At 54.8% G+C, this 21,968-nt stretch carries 19 protein-coding genes; 9 read left to right on the top strand and 10 right to left on the bottom strand.

Annotated features, from left to right (window positions below; genetic code table 11):
- Nucleotides 1-106: 106 nt before the first annotated feature.
- A complete protein-coding gene (locus ACXWTF_RS11980; protein ID WP_461715214.1) occupies nt 107-1,315 on the bottom strand; it encodes a hypothetical protein in 1,209 nt (402 codons plus the stop codon).
- Nucleotides 1,316-1,530: 215 nt separating this feature from the next.
- Between ACXWTF_RS11980 and ACXWTF_RS11975 the strand changes: the two genes are divergently transcribed.
- From ACXWTF_RS11975 to ACXWTF_RS11965, 3 genes are read left to right on the top strand one after another with little or no spacing between them, the layout of a single operon-like run.
- The gene (locus tag ACXWTF_RS11975) at nt 1,531-3,918 is read left to right on the top strand and encodes a S8 family serine peptidase (RefSeq protein WP_461715213.1); all 2,388 of its coding nucleotides are present in this window, start codon (nt 1,531-1,533) and stop codon (nt 3,916-3,918) included.
- Nucleotides 3,919-3,930: 12 nt separating this feature from the next.
- Nucleotides 3,931-4,404, top strand: a complete 474-nt coding sequence (locus ACXWTF_RS11970; protein ID WP_461715212.1) for a hypothetical protein — start codon at nt 3,931-3,933, stop codon at nt 4,402-4,404.
- A 37-nt stretch (nt 4,405-4,441) separates the two neighbouring features.
- On the top strand, nt 4,442-4,648 hold the full coding sequence (locus tag ACXWTF_RS11965) for a hypothetical protein (protein WP_461715211.1): 207 nt from the start codon (nt 4,442-4,444) through the stop codon (nt 4,646-4,648).
- A gap of 15 nt (nt 4,649-4,663) precedes the next feature.
- On the opposite strand, the gene ACXWTF_RS11960 is transcribed toward ACXWTF_RS11965, so the two are convergent.
- Nucleotides 4,664-4,969, bottom strand: coding sequence for a sll1863 family stress response protein (locus ACXWTF_RS11960; RefSeq protein WP_461715210.1), 306 nt, complete (start codon nt 4,967-4,969; stop codon nt 4,664-4,666).
- Nucleotides 4,970-5,078: 109 nt separating this feature from the next.
- Here ACXWTF_RS11960 and ACXWTF_RS11955 point away from each other — a divergent pair, with 109 nt between their 5' ends.
- Nucleotides 5,079-6,788, top strand: coding sequence for a glycoside hydrolase family 3 N-terminal domain-containing protein (locus ACXWTF_RS11955; RefSeq protein ID WP_461715209.1), 1,710 nt, complete (start codon nt 5,079-5,081; stop codon nt 6,786-6,788).
- Nucleotides 6,788-8,272, top strand: coding sequence for a sodium:solute symporter (locus ACXWTF_RS11950; protein ID WP_461715208.1), 1,485 nt, complete (start codon nt 6,788-6,790; stop codon nt 8,270-8,272). Before ACXWTF_RS11955 ends, ACXWTF_RS11950 begins: the two co-directional genes overlap by 1 nt.
- Nucleotides 8,273-8,318: 46 nt before the next feature.
- Here the strand turns inward: ACXWTF_RS11950 and ACXWTF_RS11945 are convergent, their stop codons facing one another.
- The 3 genes from ACXWTF_RS11945 to ACXWTF_RS11935 form a co-directional block, all read right to left on the bottom strand.
- On the bottom strand, nt 8,319-9,917 hold the full coding sequence (locus tag ACXWTF_RS11945; RefSeq protein WP_461715207.1) for a hypothetical protein: 1,599 nt from the start codon (nt 9,915-9,917) through the stop codon (nt 8,319-8,321).
- A gap of 197 nt (nt 9,918-10,114) precedes the next feature.
- Nucleotides 10,115-11,701: a P-loop ATPase, Sll1717 family gene (locus ACXWTF_RS11940; RefSeq protein ID WP_461715206.1), complete on the bottom strand. Its 1,587-nt coding sequence runs from the start codon at nt 11,699-11,701 to the stop codon at nt 10,115-10,117.
- Between the two features lie 263 nt (nt 11,702-11,964).
- Entirely contained in the window at nt 11,965-12,819 is an 855-nt protein-coding gene (locus ACXWTF_RS11935) for a DUF808 domain-containing protein (protein WP_461715205.1), read from the bottom strand.
- Nucleotides 12,820-12,890: 71 nt separating this feature from the next.
- On the opposite strand from ACXWTF_RS11935, the gene ACXWTF_RS11930 reads away from it, so the two are divergent.
- From ACXWTF_RS11930 to ACXWTF_RS11915, 4 genes are read left to right on the top strand one after another with little or no spacing between them, the layout of a single operon-like run.
- Nucleotides 12,891-13,982 (top strand): anhydro-N-acetylmuramic acid kinase, encoded by a 1,092-nt coding sequence (locus ACXWTF_RS11930; RefSeq protein ID WP_461715204.1) that lies wholly within the window; start codon nt 12,891-12,893, stop codon nt 13,980-13,982.
- On the top strand, nt 13,975-14,946 hold the full coding sequence (locus ACXWTF_RS11925; protein ID WP_461715203.1) for an aminoglycoside phosphotransferase family protein: 972 nt from the start codon (nt 13,975-13,977) through the stop codon (nt 14,944-14,946). Before ACXWTF_RS11930 ends, ACXWTF_RS11925 begins: the two co-directional genes overlap by 8 nt.
- A gap of 31 nt (nt 14,947-14,977) precedes the next feature.
- Nucleotides 14,978-15,643 (top strand): N-acetylmuramate alpha-1-phosphate uridylyltransferase MurU, encoded by a 666-nt coding sequence (gene murU / locus ACXWTF_RS11920; protein ID WP_461715202.1) that lies wholly within the window; start codon nt 14,978-14,980, stop codon nt 15,641-15,643.
- A 25-nt stretch (nt 15,644-15,668) separates the two neighbouring features.
- Nucleotides 15,669-17,111, top strand: coding sequence for an SLC13 family permease (locus tag ACXWTF_RS11915; protein ID WP_461715201.1), 1,443 nt, complete (start codon nt 15,669-15,671; stop codon nt 17,109-17,111).
- 930 nt (nt 17,112-18,041) lie between these two features.
- On the opposite strand, the gene ACXWTF_RS11910 is transcribed toward ACXWTF_RS11915, so the two are convergent.
- Genes ACXWTF_RS11910 through ACXWTF_RS11890 form a run of 5 tightly spaced genes read right to left on the bottom strand, consistent with a single transcriptional unit; the run spans nt 18,042 to nt 21,967 of the window.
- Nucleotides 18,042-18,653, bottom strand: coding sequence for a fumarylacetoacetate hydrolase family protein (locus ACXWTF_RS11910; protein ID WP_461715200.1), 612 nt, complete (start codon nt 18,651-18,653; stop codon nt 18,042-18,044).
- A complete protein-coding gene (locus ACXWTF_RS11905; RefSeq protein WP_461715199.1) occupies nt 18,650-19,507 on the bottom strand; it encodes a D-hexose-6-phosphate mutarotase in 858 nt (285 codons plus the stop codon). Before ACXWTF_RS11905 ends, ACXWTF_RS11910 begins: the two co-directional genes overlap by 4 nt.
- Complete coding sequence (locus tag ACXWTF_RS11900) at nt 19,500-20,774, bottom strand: sugar MFS transporter (protein ID WP_461715198.1); 1,275 nt, start codon at nt 20,772-20,774, stop codon at nt 19,500-19,502. The genes ACXWTF_RS11905 and ACXWTF_RS11900 overlap by 8 nt, the downstream gene beginning before the upstream one ends.
- Nucleotides 20,767-21,600 (bottom strand): HAD-IIB family hydrolase, encoded by an 834-nt coding sequence (locus ACXWTF_RS11895; protein ID WP_461715197.1) that lies wholly within the window; start codon nt 21,598-21,600, stop codon nt 20,767-20,769. Before ACXWTF_RS11895 ends, ACXWTF_RS11900 begins: the two co-directional genes overlap by 8 nt.
- Nucleotides 21,601-21,637: 37 nt before the next feature.
- Nucleotides 21,638-21,967: an iron-sulfur cluster assembly protein gene (locus ACXWTF_RS11890; protein WP_461715196.1), complete on the bottom strand. Its 330-nt coding sequence runs from the start codon at nt 21,965-21,967 to the stop codon at nt 21,638-21,640.
- Nucleotide 21,968: the final 1 nt, after the last annotated feature.

The following is a 21,968-nucleotide window of genomic DNA, read 5'->3' as shown; positions in this document are numbered from 1 at the left end:
GGATGGGGACTTAGAACTCTCTAAAAATACTTTAGAAGCCGAAAGTCGGGAAAGGATGCATGGTGCAGAAGGGGGAGTGACCCACCTTGCTGCATGCCATGGAGCGTTACGGCATCATGCTACCGCAGGTGCCGACCGGAATGTCGCTCCAGCGGCTGTAGGTTGCATTGCCGTCCGTTGCGCTAATAGTGACTGTCGAGTACATGGATGCATTGGCGTCGAAGTCAACCATCGCGCTGCCGCCGGCACTGACGCTGACGCTGCCGGCATACGGGAGAACGTCGCTGCCGTGAGCACCGCCGCCGTCAAAGTAGTCATCCTGGTTGGACTGGACGACTGTATTGGTATTGAACGTAACGGCCCCGCCGAGGCAGCTCGTACCGTAGGTACCGCTAATTGTAATGTTGTCTTCGCTGCCGCTCGTGTAGGTTTCCACGACAAAGTCGTTGTAGTATGCGCCCCCTGTCATGCTCTCGACACCGCTTGCATTGGTTTCATAGTAGCTGTAGAAGCCGTCGGCCATGGTTTTGTGGTGGGAACCGTCCTGGGCACCCATTTCGGTCCATTTCTCATTGTAGACGTCTCTCCAGCCATCAATGACATCCCCGTTGCTGTCGACATCGACCCGCTTATTAGTGCCCACATACTGCCAGGTGTCGCTCCAGGCCGGTACGCCGGCGGCGTCGAAGTAGTTACCGTCCGCTTCCCAGGTCTCTTTTCCGCTGCTAACGTAGGTATAGGTGCGTGACGTCGTCGTCTCGTTGTTGTCGTAGCCGTAGCTGTGGTTGTCACTCCATGCCCACGTCTCTTTGGACATATTCGCGTCACTGCTATAGGTGGCTATGTTGGAGTAGCTGCTCGTACCGTTTTCAAACCGGCGGTTGGTCGGTTCGCCGTTAATGGTGGTGCTGTAGTTGTCGATACAGTGGTTGGCGCTGTATTTGCTCTTATAAGTTTCCGTCCAGCCGCCGTCATCAAGGTATTCGTAAGTGCGTTCCCACGAGTAGGAGTAGGTACCGCTGATACCACAGTCGTAGGTGTATGAGTAGCTGTCCTGACCGCTGCCGGCAGCGGCTGCCGCCTTTGCATTGATCGCCGTTTTGATCTTGGCGACCGCCGCGCTTGCCGGAGATGCCGCCGTAATGCTGCCACTTCCGAGCAGCGCCAATGCGTTCTCTACAGTGGAGAGGTCAACGGTAGCCTTGGTTTTGAGCTCTGACGGAGCCGACGGACCCGAGGAGCTGCTGCTGCCGCAGCCGCTCATAATCAAAGCCGCAGCCGCGACCGAAATTCCAACTAAACCAACATATTTCATAGGACACCCCTTGTGTGTATAGTGAGATAATATTAGTTTATGAATGCCAAGCTTAAAGTTTGCTTGAAGCCGTCTGAATCCGTTAAAAAAAGCTATTTTATTGTTGTGAAGCTGCAATGTTCTATAATTAATGTAAATTGAAAAATTATTGTATGGATGTTGTAGTGGATCGAGGGGGGTGTAAAAAGATGAAGACGTGCTGTTTAAAAAAAAGAATGCTGTTTATCTATACGCTATCGTTGCTCTTTCTGCTGGCAGCATGCGGAAGCGGTTCGCATTCCGAATCGGAAACACCGGTGGAGACGGTTACAGTAGTTATCGGTGGCAGTACCGCTGTCACCGGGGCGCTATGCGACGCGGATATCGAAGTGATGAGCCTGGCGGGGACCGTGCTTTTCCGGACGAAGAGCACCGGGTATGACCCGCTGCAGGACGGCACGGACTACAACGCCACGGCAGTAAAACTGCGCCCTTTTGCAGAGCGGGTCGCCGGGCGCTTTTCGGCAACCCATACTTTCGTACTTTCGGCCCTGCCTTCGGAGAGTACAATGATGCTTCTGAAAGTGACCGGCGGCCGGGAGATCGATCCGGACGGCGACGGGTTTGTCATCGAGGGTACTGAGCGCAGTTTCGCCGGGCCGCTTTATGCCTATGCGGCATTCGGTGCACTGCGCGAGGGCAATGTGTCGGTGAACCTTTTCAGTTCCGCGGCGGCTGCCGTGGCGGCGGAACGCCACCTTTTTGTGCCGTCCACGATTACGATGATCCTTGAACAGAGTGCCGAAAAACTTTTCGTTACCGACCCGGCCGGCGGCACGGTCGATGCGTTGACATTGACACGTTTCAATCCCTCCTTTGTCGAGAATAACCGTTCTGTACACTTCGACTTTCTGAATGATGCTGATAGCTACAGGGCGCTGGCAGACGGCCATTACGGGCAGGGCCTCTATTCGGGGAACGCCGGGCTTTGGAAAGAGGATGCGGACCATGAGGGGCTTTTGGATGCATTCGAACGGCTTGCCGGTACGGACGCCGGGCTGCCCGACAGTGACGGTGACGGGGTCAATGACTACGCTGAGATCTGGAGCGGTACGGATCCTGTGAACGGCGGCAGCGTTGCGGGGGATATACTCTTCCCCTATCAGTGGCACCTGCAGAATACGGGGCAGGCGAGCGGTGCGCAAAACGGCGGCATAGCGGGAGAGGATATCGGCATTGAGGCCGTGCCGACAGCCTATGCGGGCAGCGGTGATGTAGTCGTCGCTGTCGTCGATACCGGCGTCGAGTCCGGGCACCCCGACCTGAAAAACAGCCTTGATCTTAGCATGAGCTACCACTATGGAACCCGTTCGAACGACCCCGTGCCGCTGACGAGTGATATCGGGTATCACGGAACATCCTGTGCGGGGATCATCGGAGCACAGGGGTTCAACACACTCGGTGTACGGGGCGTTGCCCCGATGACGCGACTGGCCGGTTTAAATGTGTTGGCGACGGGAAGGGTCTCCCATTTCGCGGATGCCTTTCTGCGCAGCGGGATTGCTATTTTTTCCAACAGCTGGGGGCCTATCACTTCGGCTGCTTTGACCGAATGGGGGTCGGTGATGGAAAGCGCACTCGAGGAGGGGGCGGTAAATGGCCGGGACGGCAAAGGGGCCATCTATGTATTTGCCGCCGGCAACGACCGGACGGAGGAACATGAAGGGTATGCCAATACGTCCAGCCTGCATAACAGCAAATACGCCATTACGGTTTCCGCCGTGAACGCGTCGGGTACGCTCAGTGCCTATTCCAGTACGGGAGCGAACGTGCTTGTTGCCGGGACGGGGGGTGAATACGGACTCGTTGACCCCGCCATCGTGACGACAGACCTGACGGGCCTCGGTATCGGGCATGATATCAAGTACGACGGTGACGGGAATGTTCTCGGCGATTCCTCGCTGGAGGGGAACAACCCTGACGGTAATTACACCCGTTTCATGAACGGGACCTCTTCGGCCTGTCCGTCGGTGGCCGGGGTCTGTGCGCTCATGCTTCAGGCCAATCCGGCACTGACCCGGAGGGATGTCCGCTATATCCTGGCCAAGAGCGCACGCCAAAATGACACGGCCGACACGGGCTGGAGTACAAACGGGGCCGGGCTGCATATCAACGACAAATACGGTTTCGGCATCGTGGATGCCGCGGCTGCCGTCGCCATGGCAGAGGGGTTTGCATCCCTGGGTGCGGAACAGACGAGCATACGGTACGGCGACAGCAACGGCATCGAGATTCCCGATGCCAATACAACAGGCATTGAGCGTACCCTGGAGGTGAGCGAAGCCATGACGGTGGAGCATGTCGATCTCTGGATCACGACCGAACACTACCGCATTGACGACCTCCGCATCATACTGATCTCGCCGTCGGGAACGCAAAGCGTTTTGGCAGTAGGCGGGGAAAACTACATCCTTGCGGCGGAACGGTATGATGACTGGCGTTTTTCAACCGTACGGTGTATGGATGAACCTGCGCAGGGGACATGGCGTCTGAAGGTCATGGACCTCAGAAGCGGCTATATCGGCTCGCTCTCAAGCTGGGGCATACAGATCAGCGGTCATTAAAAGGAGGCAGTGATGAAAATGGTATATATGGTAGTGAGCCTGATAGCAGCCGGGATGGTTGCTGCGGCTACGGTCGGGCACTCCCGCATTTTACTGAGCAGCCAGGGCGCAAAGACGCTTTTTGTCCGGGCGGAAGCGAAAACCTTTGATCCGGCCGAGCAGGCTGCTTCGGAACATGCACGCCAGGCAACTGATAAAGCACCGCATGCCGGGGAAGTCTTCTACAAAAGGGGCGTGAGAGAAGCGGCATTCCGCCATGTGACGACAGGCCGTATCGTCGTCCGGTTTGTTCCCGGGGTGGACCCGGAGGCTTTTGCGGTGGAAAATGGTTTGGAACTCCGCCGCAGTTTCGGCATCGGGGGACGCAGTGCCGTTTTTATCAATCAAAGCGACAGTGACGATATCACGAAGTCCAATGCACTTCTGCAGCAACAAAGCGTCGAGTCGGCGGAACCGGACTGGGTGCTGCCCGTCACAGTCTATTAGACGGTATAATGATGATAAAAATACTGAAGGAGCAGCGATGGGCTGGACCTGTTCGTACCAGCATGGTGACGTGTGCGACCTGCTGAAAAAAACATGCGATCCGGGTGACAAGGGGTGCGTTCTGTACGGAAAGGCCGTCTTTTCCAATCCGGAAACCCCCTCCAACGCTGCCGTCAAACGGCGCGAAGAGACCCGCAAAAGCAAGGGCCTGCGTGACGAGATGGAGGACGCGAAGTTTTTCTAGCGCTCGGGCGCCCGGTTACCCTTTTTTCTTGTAATGGGAAAGGAAATAGTGGTAGGAGTGGGCCAGGGCCTTGTTGGTTAGGACGACAAAGGCTTTTGTTTCGTCCCATTTGGCTTCCGTTTTGTCCTTGAAGGCGGCGTAACGCTCCTGCATTTCACCGTACATCTTCTCCAGTTCCTCCAGGCGTTTGTCGAATTCGGCTTTGACCTCGGTACTGTAGTGGGTCGCTTTCTCTTTCAGTGCTTCGATCTCGGCGCGGTAGCCCTCGAGGGTTTTCTGACTCTCTTCGATGGTCTCTTCCTCTTTTTTATGTGCGGACATGGTATCGCTCCTTTCAGTGGGTTATAACTATTGTACACTATTTCCGCCGCCATTGGTAGTGCTGTTTCATTAAACGCATTATCCAAAATGAGTGTGTACAATGCGAGGCATGCGGATACTTACACTTTTATTTTTTCTTCCCCTGTTTCTTCTTGGTGCGACGGAGCATTCCGACGCCGAACTCAAAGCGCAGATCGGGCGGATGCTCATTGTCGGTTTCGATGCCGAAACGCTCGACGCGTCGGACCCTTTCGTGCGGGAACTGCGGCAGTACAAACCGGGCGGCGTGATCCTCTTTGACCTCGGCTATCCGGACCTGAAACGGACGAAGAACATCCGTTCACCCCGCCAGCTCGCGGCGCTGACAGCCCAGCTGCAGGCCTTTGCCACGGCCCCGCTGCTCGTCTCCGTGGACCAGGAGGGCGGCCGGGTCGCGCGGCTGAAACACGCCTACGGCTTTCCCGTCGTTCCCTCGGCGGAAGCGGTCGGAAAGCGGGATGACCCGGCGTACGCGCAGCAGGTGTACTCCCAGCTGGCGTCGACCCTTGCCGACGCCGGGATCAATACGGATTTCGCCCCCGACGTCGACCTGGCCGTCAACCCTGAGAACACAGTGATCGTCGGGCTGAAACGCTCCTACGGCAAGTCGCCGGAGAAGGTGACGAAGTACGCGGGGATCATGCTCGATGCTCTACGGGCGAAGAAGGTTGTCGGGGTCCTGAAGCACTTCCCCGGCCACGGCTCCTCCCTGGGGGATTCGCACAAGGGTTTCGTGGACGTCACCGAAACGTGGACGCCCGAAGAGCTGGAACCCTACCGTCGCCTTATCGGTGAGGGCAAAGCGGACATGATCATGACGGCCCACGTCTTCAACCGCCGTCTCGACCCCGATTACCCGGCGACGCTCTCGCACAAGATCAACACGGAGCTGCTGCGCGGCGAGCTCGGTTTCAAAGGGGTCATCGTCAGCGACGACCTGCAGATGAAGGCGATCTCGGAACACTACAGCCTTGAAGAGACGGTGCGCCTCGCCATCAACGGCGGGGTGGACATGCTGCTCTTTGCAAACCAGCTCGGCAGCAACATGCTCGGCCGGATCGTCGAGACGATCTACGCCGAGGTCAAAGCGGGACGGATCTCCCGCGAGCGGGTCGCCGAGTCGAACCGCCGCATCAACGCGCTCTTTGACGCCTACGGCATCGGCGCGCCGAAGATCGTCGACAAGCCCATCGCTTTCGGGCCGCAGCGCATCGCGCTGACGAAGCAGTACGTCAAGCAGCACTACGGTATGGACGTGAGCGACATTACGATCGATCCGAAAGTCATTGTCTTGCACTGGACGGCCGATATGGGGCTGGAGTCCTCGTTTTCTCGCCTGCAGCCGGAGCTGCTGCCCGGAAGCCGCGGCGACATCGCGACCGCGGGCGCGCTCAACGTCTCCTCGCAGTTCCTTGTCGACCGGGACGGCACGATCTACCGCCTGATGCCCGAGAACCGGATGGCGCGCCATGTCATCGGGCTGAACTTTGACAGCATCGGCATCGAGAACGTCGGCGGGGAGGGCAATGCCAAAGAGGACCTCACCCCGGCGCAGCTGCGCGCGAACATTGCGCTGGTGCGCTACCTCGCCGGGAAGTACCCGCACATGGAGTACCTCATAGGCCACCACGAGTACCGCAGGATGGAAGCGACCCCGCTGTGGCGGGAGCGGGACAAGGGGTACCGCACGGAAAAGAGCGACCCGGGCGAGGCCTTTATGCGGAAGGTGCGCAGCGCCGTCAGTGACCTGCACCTGAAAGCCCCGCCGGAAGCGCGCTGATGGGATTCTCCCCCCTCGACTGGACCGTCTTCGGCGGCTATTTTGCCATCCTCGCTTTCAGTTCGTGGCTTTTCTCCCGCGTGAACATCCGTTCATCGCGCGACTACTTCGTCGGCGGCAACAGCGTCCCGATGCTCGCGGCCGCCGTCTCCGTACTGGCGACCTCGCAGTCAGCGGCGACCTTCCTGGGTGGCCCGGAGTATGCCTACCGCAGCAACCTCACTTTTGTCGGCTTCTATGTCTCTGCGCTGCTGGCCGTGCTTTTCATTGCTAAAGTGCTGGTGCCGCGCTTCTATGCCATCCGCGCCGTCACAGTCTACGAACTGCTGGAACAGCGTTACGGGGCGAAGGCCAAACGCGAAGCGGGGGTAATGTTCCTTGTTGGGCGGGTCCTCGCCAGCGGCGCGCGGCTCTACATCGGGGCGCTGGCCGTGTCGATGATTGTCTTCGCCGACATCGCGCCGCTGCACCTCTTCGCCGCCATACTTATGCTCGTGCTGGGGGCGCTGGCCTATACCTACTTCGGCGGGGTGAAGTCGGTCATCTACAGCGACGTCATCCAGGCGGTGACCTACATCGGGGCGGGGGTAGCCGTGCTGATCTACCTCTACAGCACGATGCAGACGGACTTCGGCACGATGTATGACGTTTTGAACGCCGAAGGGAAACTGACCCTGATCGATACGGCCGGGAACTTCGGCGTCTGGAGCCTGCTGGGCGGCTGGCTGCTGCTCAACATCGCGGCCTACGGCCTGGACCAGGATATGACCCAGCGTGTGCTGGCCTGCAAAAACGGGCGTGACGGCTCCAGGGCGCTGGTCGTCTCCATCGTCATGACGATTCCCGTCGTGCTGCTCTTTTTGGCCATAGGGCTGCTGCTCTACCTCTTTTACAACCACCCGGAACTCTCCGGCATCGGCGGCGCCGCCGTGCAGGAGTTCGGCGGGGAGAAGATCACTATTTTCATGACCTACATCCTCAACGAAATGCCCGCGGGGCTGCGCGGCTTCGTGACGGTGGGAGCGATCGCCGCCGCGCTCTCCTCGACGAACTCGGTACTCGCGGCGATGGCCTCGGTCGCCGTGGAAGACATCTACCGCCCCTGGAAGAGTGCGCGGGGCGTGACGGAAGAGAGTCACTACGTCGCCGCCGCCCGGACGGCCGTACTGCTCTTTGCGCTCGTGCTGACAATGATGGCCGTCGTGAGCTACTACTGGCAGCGGGCAACGGACCTGCCTTTGGTCAGTTTCGCGCTGGGGGTCATGAGCTTCGCCTATGCAGGGCTGCTGGGCGTCTACGCCTCGGCACTCTTTACGAAACGCGGAAGCGCCCGGGCGGTACCGTGGGCCCTGGGCGGCGGTTTCGTCACGGTCCTTCTCTTGCAGCCTTATTGTTTCGGCGGGGCCTTTTCCCTGGCCGATCAGCTCGTCGGAGGGACGGCAGTTTCTTTTATAATTATGCAGTTTGGAAGTAGGGAAGAGTAACATTTAAGAAGTCACCCGCAGGTTTTTATTGGCCCTCTGTGATTTATTAAATATTTCCTTTCCAGTTTTTGTTCCAATAAAAATCAAACTTTTTGATATTTTCAAAAATATAATTTTGCTTGAAAGGAACTATTATACGTGGCGTAGACCTATTTTTATAGTAGTACATACTACAAATAAAGTATTCATTGTCTGATAACAGCGAAAATGCTTTTCGTTCGTATTGTCTATAAAAAACGTTTAGATTGATGACATCAGCTTCAACTTTACCAAATTTTATTTTTGTATATGGGTTTTTTTGATTTTCAAGTTGTCTAATCCTCTTTGATAGTGATAAAAGAATAGACATAATTCCATCTTTTTCAATTGAGGGGTTGTCAATTATTAAAGTGCACTTGTATCTTTTTAAATCCTTATTGCTAATGTCACTAATCTCTAGTACTTCCCATTCTGAATTTTTTAATTTTGGGAATACTTGAAATTTATATGCTTTGTAATTCGGATCATAGTTTTGTATTTCTGGAAGCAACCAAGCGCTTGCTTCGTGGTTTATTAATTGATCGATAGTAGTGAGATCGGATGTATTTCTTATTCGTGCAAGAGTGTCTTCACCTAAATGTATCATTCCTGAAATGCTAAATGGATGTTTGTAGTTTATAAAATATCGATCATATTCCGGAAAAAATTGGTACATCGCTTTGAGGAGTAAAATACATAGATGGATAATTGAACCATTGTCGTCTATCTCTTCAATATGTATTTGAATATTTAGTTGAGGTGGGTCAATCATACTTTTGGAGAATGAACTAATACGTATATTGTCATTTTGGAAAAGAAGTTTGAAGAATTCAAACCTTATTTCTTCCGGAGCTGTGCCCTGAAAAATGCTTTCTGTAAGTTGGCTATTGAGAATAAATTTTATCCAGCCAATAATTGCTCCACCTGCAATATCTATAAGGTTATTTTTTAGACTATCCAACTCATAAACCTTATATCCGCTATATCTAATTTCTCGTGTTCCTTTTTCCCTATACCAATAGGTGGTTTTGTCTTCTGAAACATCTACTTGACCATGACTTATTGCATTTCTAAAGTCGTAATCGATATTAGTAAGTATGTCAAATGTATAGTCGCCTAATCTTTTCGATTTTAGATTATCTTTATAGCTACCAAGCGTATTTGCATTTGAGAAATCTACATCTACGAACTCATTAATAATATGATTGATGCCCGAATAGAAAGAATTTAAACAATACTCCATAAGTTGCTGTATTGTAGGCAAATAGTAAAGTCTCATTTTTAGTTCATTGTCAAATGCAACACTGTCTAACTCTTTGTAAAGTTCCCGTACATTAAAGTATGAGTTCAGTGAATCAAAAAAATTATCTTGATATGACAAAAGAGTTTGTATGAACAATTCAGGATTCTGCGAATAAAAATGAGTGAAGTTGGTGAATACTTCATTACATACATCTCTATTGAAATAATATTGCGGCTCATTGTTGATGAAATTGCTAAGTATTCCAAGGAACATCAAAGGAAATTCACCATCAATAGATGTTAATTCTCTAATTTTCTGTTTATTATCTTCAGTAAAAAGTTTTGGGTCTGTTAAATGGTGGAATTCATTATATACGGATATCAACTTGTTACTTTCCTTGAGAATTGACTATTTGAGTTTTGATACTTAACGTTTAAAATGAGCAATCGAAAAGCCCCTCGCGGTTTTTTTGATTGGTCTTCTCTGATTTATTTAGCATGCTACTCTGAAAATTTCATATATATATTTAGTTCTTCCCTGCAGGAAAGTCCATCCCTTTTTTTGTCTGCTTACCGGTCAGGTTAGGACTTCCGAATTTTTTTGAATTTCTTACCAATATTCAATGCTTTAGCAATGCCAGGATGAACATCGTAGTTACAATTTACTTTTACTTTGGGCATGATTTTGGCGTGTGATCGTTCTCTATATGCCCAATGAAAAAAATCACCGGTTCCATCTTCTGGCGATTCACTAAAGCCAATTAAGTTAATGTCGTACCAAAATTGTAGTAATCCTTCAGGAGTTTCCAAATAAGAGGGGTCTTCTAGCTCTTTAATCCGAGGATCTGCTTTAAAGTTTTCAAATGCCTCTATAAATGTCTGATAATTAAAGTTACGAGCACCATCTAAGTATTGAAAGAAATTAATATATATCTCAAAGTCTTTATTTGTAATGTAATAATTTGAGTAATTCTTTGCTTCTCCGAGCAAATATTCAGAAAAGTTGTCAGTAAATTCAGATGAATTCATAGAATTTCTTGCAAACTGGTTGCCGTTTCCTTTTCCAGCTCTTTTATAAATATCAATAAGAATTTTTACTGCAGAAAATACATCTCTTGGTCGTTGGAACGAATTTGTCAACAATATTGGGAAGGATTTAAATCGGTCTTCTTTTTCAGAGAAATAATGATTCCATCCATGAGTATTTTCATTCTGAGATAAAAAGTATTTGTCAGACATTTTGAATAAATTCGATTCTTTAAAACGATCACTTGTTGTATGCCAGTGGAAAAGAACAGAGTTGTCTGAAAGCTTACAGTTGGAATTATGCATGTTTAGAGAATCAAATACATCTGGTCGAAGCAGTAGTACGGCTCTCATTCTACCTTGGGTATCTCTGATGTTTGGAAAAAATTCTGAATTAAGATGCCATGCAGCTTCTGATAAACCAATAAGACAGTTTTTATATTCAGAGTGTTCGATGCCATTAGGTTTAGCATCCAGTCCATCAATGAAAATTGCTATGTCATCTTTTAACCGTAGGCTTTGTAAACCTGTTTTCAAAAAACCTTCACACTCCAAAAGTGCGGATTTGATTTTGGTCTGAGTTGTTTTGCTTGTCTGGGAACCATGTTCAGCAATACCAACTTTTACTATTTCTGGTATTGCTGTAGAAAGTTCAGAATCTGAAGTGAGTGTAGTAGCAAATTCAATTACATATTCCAATTCTGGAATTTGAGAGGAACTGTCATATTGTTGAATCGCGTCCTCTATGGGTTTAAACTTATTTGTAAGATTGTGATGCCATTTTTTTCTTTTGTTCAAAATTAATTTGGAAATTAAGTAAAGTAATGTCGCTCTCCAGATTATGGAATAGTCCGTATAAGATAATTTACCGTCTTCTTTTAATTTTATAAATCTTTTATATTGAGTTTCAGATATAGAAATAACTTTTGCCCCAATATTCTTTGGTGCAGTATTCTGTATGTGATAAGCGAGTGCTGTTTTCCCCGACCCCTTTTCCCCAATTAGATAATAGCAGTTCTCTTCGCAAGCTTTTTCTAAAAATTCAGTTGAAAGATATGCCTTTTGAAAAAATTGTTTTTTCGATTTAACGTTGTAGTCAACGGCATCAATAGAGGGGGCTACAAGCTTATTTATGGTTGTCATCAAAGACCTTTCTTCATTTATTGTCAAACTATTTTGATATCCAAATTATGCTCTTTTGTCGGCATCTTACATAGATATTCAGACATATAAAATACCCTGCTATCAGAATATGATTTTTAAAACTCAACAAAATGACATATTTTCACATATTCTACAGAGGAATACTTAAGACTATTACTGTTTGCATAGGGAAGTGATTAGGATAACAGGACTATTGGAAGTGCTAGGTCGGAACCAGGGCCAAACGATTGTCGAGAAGGGGATTAGTCCCGCTGTGTCAGCCGCTCCCAGAGCAGGACAAGTGCCACCAGCAGCATCCCGGCGGCCAGGCCGCTTGCGAGTTCTGGCAGGACGGAGGGCATGAATGCGAGAGTGTGGTGCAGCCACTCTATGTGATGTACGAAGATGCCGCCGCCCACCAGCAGCATCGCCACGGTGCCGATGTAGCCCAGCGCCTTGATGAGTTTCGGCATCGCCTGCACGAGCAGCAGGCCGGTACGTTTCAGCACTACGGCTTTCGTACCCGTGCGCGTCTGGCTGAAACCGACCAGGGCGAAGCCCATGTCGTCCATGCGTACCATCAGCGCGACGATGCCGTAGACCCCCACTGTTGCCAACAGCGCGATCAGGGTGACGACGAGGATCTGGGTTGTCAGGGCTTCCCCGGCGACGACGCCGAGGGCGATGACGATGATCTCGATGGAGAGGATGAAGTCGGTGCGGATGGCCGATGTGATTTTGGCGGCCTCGTCGACAACGCTTTTCTGCTCTTCCCCGTGATGACCCGGCCGGAGGTATTCCAGTACTTTTTCCGCCCCTTCATAGCTGAGGTAGGCCGCCCCGAGCATCAGGATGGGCACAATCGCCCAGGGGGCGAAGGCGCTGAGCAGGAAGGCGACGGGGAGGATGATGGCCTTGTTGCGGAAAGAGCCCTTGGTAATGGCCCAGAGCACCGGCAGTTCGCGCGCGCTGGCGTGGCCGGAGGCCTGTTCGGCGTTGACGGCGAGGTCGTCTCCCAGGACGCCGCCCACTTTTTTGGCCGCGACCTTGCTCATGACAGCCGTGTCGTCGAGCAGCGCCGCGATATCGTCGAGAATGGCGAAGAAGCCCCCGGTCATTGATCCCTCCTGGAGGGCATGAACATGCCCTGGATAAAGTTGCATATAGTACCATATCGGTAGGAATGAAAATGAGCTTTGATTCGAAACAGTGTTATATCGGTGTCATGTCGGGAACGAGCCTGGACGGGGTGGACGTCGTGCTCTGTCCCGTGGACGGGGAGGGCATCGAGCTGGCGGCGTCGCTTGCCTACCCCTTTGACGCGCAGCTGCGCGTGGACCTGCTCCGCGTCATCGGCGGCAGCACGACGCTTGAGGAGATAGGGGAACTGGACCACCGGCTGGGCATCCTCTTTGCCGACGCAGTAGAAGTGCTCATCCGCGAGCACCACCTCGACACCGCCCGGATCGAGGCGATCGGGTTGCACGGCCAGACGCTCTGGCACCGTCCCTCCGGCCCCAATCCCTTTACAATGCAGCTGGGGGACCCCAACATCGTCTGCGCCCGGACGGGCATACGGACCGTCGCGGATTTCCGCCGGAAGGATGTAGCGTTTGGCGGGCAGGGCGCGCCCTTCGCCCCGGCGTTTCACCGCTTCCTATTCGAGAAGCTCGAAGGACGCACGCTCGTCGTCAATATCGGCGGGATGGCGAATATCACCGTCATCGGCGAGCCGTTGCTGGGCTACGATACGGGGCCGGGAAACGTGCTGATGGACGGCTGGTGTGCCGAGAAGTTCGGTTGCGCCTACGATGAAAACGGCACCATCGCGCAGCGGGGGGAAGTCGATGAAAACGTGCTCGGCGCGATGCTCTCCGACCCTTATTTTTCGCGCCCGGCACCCAAAAGCACGGGGCGGGAGCAGTTCAACGCCGCGTGGGCGGAGCGCTTTGTCAAAGAGGGGATGCGCAGCGACGCCTTCCTGGCGACCCTGACGGAGCTGACGGCGCGCAGCATTGCGCAGGAGGCCGCGAAATACGCCCCGTCGAGGCTGCTGCTCTGCGGCGGCGGGGCGGAGAACGTCTACCTGCGGGGGCGGATCGCCTCGCTGCTCGAAGGCGTCGAGGTCGTGCGCACGGACGAATACGGTATTTCCGGCGACTGGATGGAGGCGATGGCCTTCGCCTGGTTGGCATTTAAGCGCATGAACGAAGAGGCCGTCGAGCTCTCCAGCGTGACGGGCGCGTCGCAAAATACGATCCTCGGGGGAATCTATGCATAAAGTAAAAGCGTGGCTGGCAAAGACGCCCTACCGTGACTGGGAGGTGGAAGTCGCCAGTGCCGACGCCAGTTTCCGGCGCTATTTCCGGCTGCGCCGGGGGAGGGAGAAGCTCATCGTCATGGACGCTTCTTTGGAGAAGGAGTCGCTTGTCCCTTTCCTCGATGTGACTGGGAGGCTGCATGGCGTCGACGTCAAGGCGCCGCAGGTCTACCTGGAGGACAGGGACGAAGGGTTCCTTGTCCTGGAGGATTTCGGTTCACGCTCCCTGCTCAATGTCCTGAACGAGGCGAACTTCGACTCCTACTACAGCAGCGCCATCGACGAGATCGTCAAGATGCAGGCGGCGGATGCGGAGGGGCTGCCGCTCTACGACAAGGCCTTTTTGCACTTCGAGATGGACCTGATGAAGACCTGGTTCCTGGAGAAGTACCTGGGAATGACCCTCAGCGAAGAGGAGGAACGGATGCTCTCGGAGGTGCTGGACACGATCTCTGAGACGGTGCTGTCGCAGCCGCAGGGCGTCTTCGTCCACCGCGATTTCCATTCGCGCAACATCATGGTGACGCCCTCGGACGAAACGGGGGTCATCGACTACCAGGATGCCATGAAGGGGGCGGTGACCTACGACCTCGTCTCCCTGCTCAAGGACCTCTACATCCGTTTCGAGCCGGAGGAGATGGCGGCGCTGGCCCTGCGCTTTCGGGACAGGGCGGGCATCGTCGCCGACGATGCGACGTTTCTGAAATGGTTCGACTTCATGGGGCTGCAGCGCCACATCAAGGTGCTGGGCATCTTTGCGCGCCTCTGGCTGCGCGACGGCAAACCGGGCTACCTCGGCGACCTGCCGCTGACGCTCCGCTACACCATCGAGGCGGCGAACCGCTACGAAGAGACAAAACCGCTCGCTGCGCTGCTTGAGCGGGTGACACTGCCGCCGCTTCCGGCGAAGGGTGAAGCGCAATAGAAACCATACGTCTAGAAAAAGGAGAAAATGAATGGATACAGCGATGATTTTGGCGGCGGGGAAGGGCGAGCGGATGCGCCCGCTCACGAACACGATCCCGAAGCCCCTGCTCGAAGTCCGGGGCAAACCGCTTATTGTGCATCACATCGAACGCCTCGCGGCGGCGGGGTTTAAACGGATCGTGATCAACATCGCCTACCTGGGCTACATGATCCCCGATGCGCTGGGCGACGGGTCACAGTGGGGGGTGGAGATCCTCTACTCCGACGAGCAGCACGAGGAGCCTCTGGGCGTGATCGGGGGCATCGTCAAGGCGCTGGGGATGCTGGGGGACGAGACGTTTCTCATCATCAGCGGCGACGTCTGGACGGACTTCCCTTTCGATACGTCGTTCGAACTGCCTGCATCGCTGGGACACCTGATCCTCGTGCCCAACCCTGAGCATAACCCCGAAGGCGACTTTGCCATCGAGGAGGGGCGCGCCGCCTGCGACGAGGATGAAGAGAACTACACCTTTTCTGGCATCGGCTACTATGCGCCGAAGTTCTTCTGGGGACTGACGTACGGCAACAAACCCCTGAAGATCACCTACTGCACGAAGATGGCCGGGAACCTCGTTTCGGCAGAACTCTACGAGGGAGAGTGGCGGGACATCGGGACGCCGGAGCGGCTGGCCGAACTGAACGAAGAGGGCTGAACGCGGCGATGAGGGGGAGTAGAAGATGATCGATTCGCGGCAAGGGATCCGGAAGTTCGCCAACCTTGGAGGCGTCGAGAACCGGGTAGACCGCCTTATCCGCTTTGCCGTCTCGCTGATCGTGGCGCTTCTGGCGGCCTATCTTCCCGATTACGAAGGGCTGGGCAGCGAGGGGCGGGCGACCTTCTTCATTCTCATCTTCGCCGCCGGGCTTTGGCTTACGGAGGCTATTCCCGCCTTTGCCGTCTCTTTTCTTATCATCGCGTTGGAAATAGTGCTGCTCGGCCTCATCCCCGGCGGGGAGTGGGAAGCGTTCCTCTCGCCGTGGGCCAGCCCGCTTGTTTTCCTCTTCCTGGCCGGGTTCATCATGGCCAGCGCGGCGTCGAAGACCCGCCTGGACATCTGGATCGCCAAGCGGGTCCTTTTTCTGGTCGGCAACCGTCCCGAGCACATTATGAGCGGGATGATCCTGGTGACCTTTACGATGTCGATGTTCATCTCCAATACGGCGACGGCCGCGCTGATCGTCTCGATCCTCTTCCCCATGCTCGCCACGATGCGGCCGGACAATCCCTATAGAAAGGGGCTGATGCTCGCGGTCACGATGGCCGCCAATATCGGGGGGATGGGAACCATCATCGGGACGCCGCCCAACGCCATCGCCGTGGGGCTGCTGGGCACGGAGGCCCCCAGCTTTGTCGGCTGGATGGCGCTGGCGCTGCCGCCGGCGCTGCTGCTGGTCATCTCTTTGCGTTTTCTGCTGCTGAAGCGCTACCCCTCCAATGAACCGCAGATCGACCTCGGCCCGCTGCACGGGGTCGACCATACCGACGACACGAGCCATGTGCATGCGACGGTGCCGAGCGTACCGAGCTGGAAAAAGAGTGCCGTCGTCCTTACCTTTTCTCTGACCGTCCTGCTCTGGCTGACGGGGCCGCTGCACCACATCCCGACGACAGTAGTCTCCTTCCTGCCGATTGTCATCTTCACGATGCTGGGCATCCTGGAAGCGGAGGATATCCGGGCGCTGCACTGGGACGTCATCATCCTCATCATCGGCGGCCTCTCCCTGGGGAGCGCCGTAAGCAGCAGCGGGCTGGACGACTGGATCGCGATGCTCTTTGCCGAACAGACGCTGCCGCTGCTCGTCCTCGTTCCGATCTTCGCCTACCTTGTTGTGCTGCTGTCGAACTTTATGAGCAATACGGCCGCGGCGAACATCCTGCTGCCGCTGGTCGCGGCCGTCGCCGTCGTCATCGGCAACAGCAGCCCGGTGCTGGCCGTCGTCACCGTTGCGCTTAGCGCCTCGCTGGCGATGGCGCTGCCGGTCTCGACGCCGCCCAACGCCATCGTCTTCGCATCGGGGGCGCTGAAAAGCCGGGATTTCTGGATGATGGGAATCGTTTCGGGGGTGTTGGGACCCCTTGTGATCCTGGGCTGGATCTATCTGGTATCCACGGTTCATTAAGTCTGGAGGAGAGATGCTATTTAGGATAGTACGATCCAAATGAAAATAAATAGCACAAAAAAAGTATGAAGGGGCGTGAAATGCTATCTCTTAAAGAGTATAAATTTTTATTGATTTCAATACTTATAATATCGCCAATATACTACATATCGTTTCATGAGATAATTGATGGATATCAATTATTCCTATTGATTGCAGTTTTGGTATCAACAATCAAGTCAATCTATGATGTAAAGAATAAAAGTGGCGATCTTTCTATATACAAGTATTCAAGTCGTACAAACTTTTTTATGAGAATTGGAGCATTTGTAATTCTTTTTTGCTTATGTGTTTTCTATCATTACTCAGTATATAGACAATGGGTTGGAGAAGGCTAAAATGGACCACGACTGACCTGTGGGATTTGGAGTAAGATCGATGCTTCTCAACGCCATCGTGTTCGTGTCATGGGCGCTGAAAAACCGGGATTTATGGATGATGGGAATCGGCTCTGGCGTGATTGGGCCTCTTGTGATCTTGGGGTGGATCTATTTGGTTTCCATGCTTTAATGACGAAAGCAACAGTTCTGTGGAGTTAAAATGAACAGTGAAACGATATCCTACAAGAGAAACTTCTTAAATCTATTAAGAATAGTCCTCATTACATGGGGAAGGAAGAACTTACTGGTTAATACGAATGGGGACAGAGTCTATAAACTAAATATCTACTTCTACTTTTTTGCACTGTTCTATCATTACTTTTTATATATTTTCTTGTTTTTTATTTTGGCGGGCTTCCTGCAAGAAATATATTATTCTTTCCTTTTTGCTACTTTCGGGTCTTTTTTTATTCTCTTTTTACTGGATGTTCTAATCGCATATATAGCACCATTACATGAAGTAGAAAATCTATAGCATGTAAGCGGTGTTATTGCCTACTAATGACGTTATTTAGCCCTGGACGACCCAGGTCTGTTCGATGAGCAGGGTTTCGTCCGAGTAGACCCGACCTACGAAGGTCTGCCCGGCCTCGTAGGTGCCGACCCCCTTGGGTGTACCACTCATGATGATGTCGCCGTCTTCCAGTGTCATAAACGATTTGATCTCTTCGAGCATGACAGAGGGTTTGTACATCATAAGGCCGTAGCCCGCGTACTGCTGGAGTTTGCCGTCGACGTGCAGGGTCATCCGCAAGGATTCCATCGATTCGTGAAAAGGAACGAAGTCGCTCAGAACGGCCGAGCCGTCAAACCCCTTCGCCCGTTCCCAGGGCAGCCCCTTCTCTTTCAAACGGTTCTGGATACCCGCTTTTGTGAGGTCGAGGCCGAAACCAATGCCTGCGATCTCACCCTTTTCGATGAGAAAACAGATCTCCCCTTCAAAGCGGCAGGTCGGTTCGATGTAGCGGAGGGTGTCGGTGACGGCGGAGTTGGGTTTGTTGAAGACGACCATCTGCTCGGGGATCTCGTTGCCGAGCTCTTCGATGTGTTCGACATAGTTTCGGCCAATGCAGACGACTTTGGACGGCGAAAGCTCGCGGCCGTCGAAAATGACCGCCCTCACTTGATGCTCTGCGTGATCGTGTGGGAATCACCCGGGGCGACGGTGACGGAGTTGGAGAGGGCGTTGGCCGTTTCGATGCAGACCATCGTGTTGTAGCCGTCGTCGGCAAAATCCTCCATGCGCGCCGCTTTGTCGATCCAGGGGTTCCAGACGACGGTGGAGCTGCTGCCGCTTTTGCCGACGATGACGGTGCGCCCCAGACGCTCGTCGAGCAAAATCACCGTGTCTTCGGTGTCGAGGTAGACGCGGTCGGTCTCCCGGGTAATCCCGATGGGCGCGCCGGAGGATTTTTTGCTAAACCCGTCCAGGGCGTCGGCGTAGGTGACCCCCTCCAGCCCGACGATGCTGACGGCGGCGATATTGCCGAGGCTGAAGTAGGTGTGCAGCGCCTCGGTGATCTCGAAGGGCTCTTTTCCCAGGTTCTTTGTCGTGAGGGCGAGTTCAAGCTGCTCGCCTATGGTAATGCGCATCGTCAGTTCGAAGAGGTAGGGGAACCAGCGGCGCTCGTGCTGTTCGAGCATCGTGTCGTCGAGCTTCAGGGTAACGACGGTCGCGGTCTCCTCCGCCTCCTCGACGCTCTCGAGGCGCCACAGTACGGCGCGGGCGAAACCGTGCTGGGGCCGCTCGGGGATGTCGGGGTCCGAGCCGAACCAGGGCCAGCAGACGGGCACGCCGCCGCGGATGGCCCGTCCCGGTTCGAAACGGGCCGTCGGGCTCAGCCAGAGCAGTTCGGGCTGGCCGTGGCGGGCGTATTCGAAAAGATGCGCCCCCTGCAGGGCGATCTTGGCCGTGGCTTCGGTGTTGATGATCTCGAGGATTTCCAGGCCGTTTTCCGAGGTGACAAGCTTATGCATGGGTTCTCCTTATGCTGTGGCCGGTAAGGGCGTAGTAGAAGATGAAGGCGTAACAGACGAAGCCCAGGGCGTAGCCGTGGCGCAGGGTGCCGCCCATCTCCCCGATCTGGCCGAAGAGCAGCGGCAGCAGCGCGCCGCCGGCGATGCCCATGATGAGCAGGGCGCTTCCTTTGGCCGTCAGGGGGCCGAGGTCCTTGAGGGCCAGGGGCCAGACGGCGGGCCAGACAAGGGCGTTGGCGAGCCCCAGCAGGGCGACGAAGGTGAGGCTGTCGGGCAGCGTGCCGATGCCGCTCCAGCCCCAGAGGATCGACGCGACCGTGTGGCTCTGTTCGCTGCTCCAGAGGATCCCGGCCGTAAAGACCAGACCGGCCAGGGCCGTGTAGCGCAGCGCCTTCTCCTGGGAGATGAACCTGGGGATCGTCGTGACGCCGATGAGGTAGCCCAGGACCATAAAGACCATCGTATAGGCGGTGAGCGCCGTCGCGTTTTCAATGCCGAGCGACTGGCCGTAGAGGCCGATGGTGTCCCCCGCGATCACCTCGATGCCCACATAGAAAAAGAGGGTGACGGCCCCGAGCAGGAGGTGCGGATGGCGCCAGACAGAGTCGCCCGGGGCGGCGGGAACGGCTTCGAAGGGGAGTTTCGGCAGGGGCGCAAGACGGACGAAGACCGCCAGCAGCGCGAGGGCCGAGGCCATTGACAGGTAGGGGCTGACGAGTTTCTGCGCCAGGGCCGCTTTCACTTCCGGCGTCGCGTCGGCCGAGACGGGGGCGGTGAGGTCGGCGAAGATGAGGGCGGTAAAGAGCAGCGGGGCGAGGACCCCGGCGCCCTTGTTGATGAGTCCCATGATGCTGATGCGCGCCGCGGCACTCTCATGGGGACCGATATGAACGATGTAGGGGTTCGATGCCGTCTGCAGCAGGGTGAGGCCCGCGCCCAGGGTAAAGAGACCGCCGAGGAAGAGGCGGTAGTCCGCACTCTGGGCCGCGGGGATGAAGAGCAGGGCCCCGGCGGCCATGATGCCGAGCCCCAGGGCCATCCCCTGTTTGTAGCCGGTGTAGCGCAGCACCGTCGCCATCGGCAGGGCCATTACCGTGTAGGCGATATAGAAAGCGAAGGTGACAAGGAGCGCTTCAAAGGCGGTGAGGTCGCAGATGATCTTGAGAAAGGGGATGAGCGAGCCGTTGAGCCAGGTGACGAACCCGAAGATGAAAAAGAGCAGCCCGAGAATGCTCATGGGCAGGAGGGTGGAGGTTTTGTCAGGCATGGGCGGCCTCCTGCAGGTAGCGTGCGACGGCATCTTCGTCATTGGTGTGGGGCAGCACGATGTCCGCGGCGGCTTTCACCTCATCCAGGGCGTTCTGCACGGCGCAGGCGGTCCCGGCGAGTTCGAACATCCCCAGGTCGTTGAGGCTGTCGCCGAAGACGGTGAAGTCGGCGGTGTCGTGCTCCATGTATTCGGCGACCTTCGCCATGGCGTGGGCCTTGTCACCGAGGGGATGCAGGATGGTGAGGTAGTAGCCCCCCGTATACTTCTCCGGAGAGAGTTTGAACTCCAGGGCATCGCCGAAGAGCGCCCTGAAGTGTTCCGTGAGCGGCCGCAGGCGCGCCTCTTCGGCCATATAGACGATCTTGAGGGTCTCGTCCATCGCCTCCATGCGTCCCAACCGCTCCAGGCGAGGATCGCTTTTGTAGTTTTCCAGCACCTGCCGCTGCATCGGGGTGACCTTTTCGGGGTAGCGGAACGCTTCGTTGAGGTCACGGTCGGTGAGGCCGATGACGAAGGGCTCGATGTTGTCAAAGCGGCGTCCCGCCTCGATCAGTTCGTCCCCGATCTCTTTGCCGACGGTTTTGATGTCGATGAGGGTCTTGTCCGGCAGCACGACCATGGAGCCGTCGAGCAGGATCATCGGCGCGTCGAGATGCAGGGCGCTGAGGAAATCGTGCGACTTGGAAAAACTGCGGGCCGTGGCGACGGTGAGGGGGGTGTGGCGGGCAATGCGGTTCCAGATGTCGCGGGAGAAGGGGCTGACGCTCTGGTCGGAACGCAGAAAGGTGTGGTCAAGATCGGTCAGAAATACGGGACTGTTCATAAGGCATAGTGTAGCACTTGTGCGCTTGGAAACGGACTTACAGCATCCCCAGCTGCAGCCGTGCCTCCTCGCTCATCTTCTCCATCGTCCAGGGGGGATCGAAGACGAGGTTGGCTTCGACGACGAGGTCGGGTTCGTCGTTGATGAGGTAGCCGATGTTTCGGACCTGGTCGATAAGGCTCTCGGAAACGGGGCAGGTGGCGGAGGTGAGGGTCATCGTCACGACGCACCTGGTCGCCCCGCCACTCTCTTTGGCGCAGTCGATGCCGTAGATGAGCCCCAGGTCGTAGATGTTGACGGGGATCTCCGGGTCGTAGATGCCGCGCAGCTTTTCGGTGATCTTCTCTTTGAGGGCGTCGAAGTTCATG

The sequence above is a fragment of the Thiomicrolovo sp. ZZH C-3 genome, from assembly GCF_054862725.1.
Note: the sequence above shows the minus strand (reverse complement) of the source record. Positions and strands in the feature narration are given on the sequence as shown.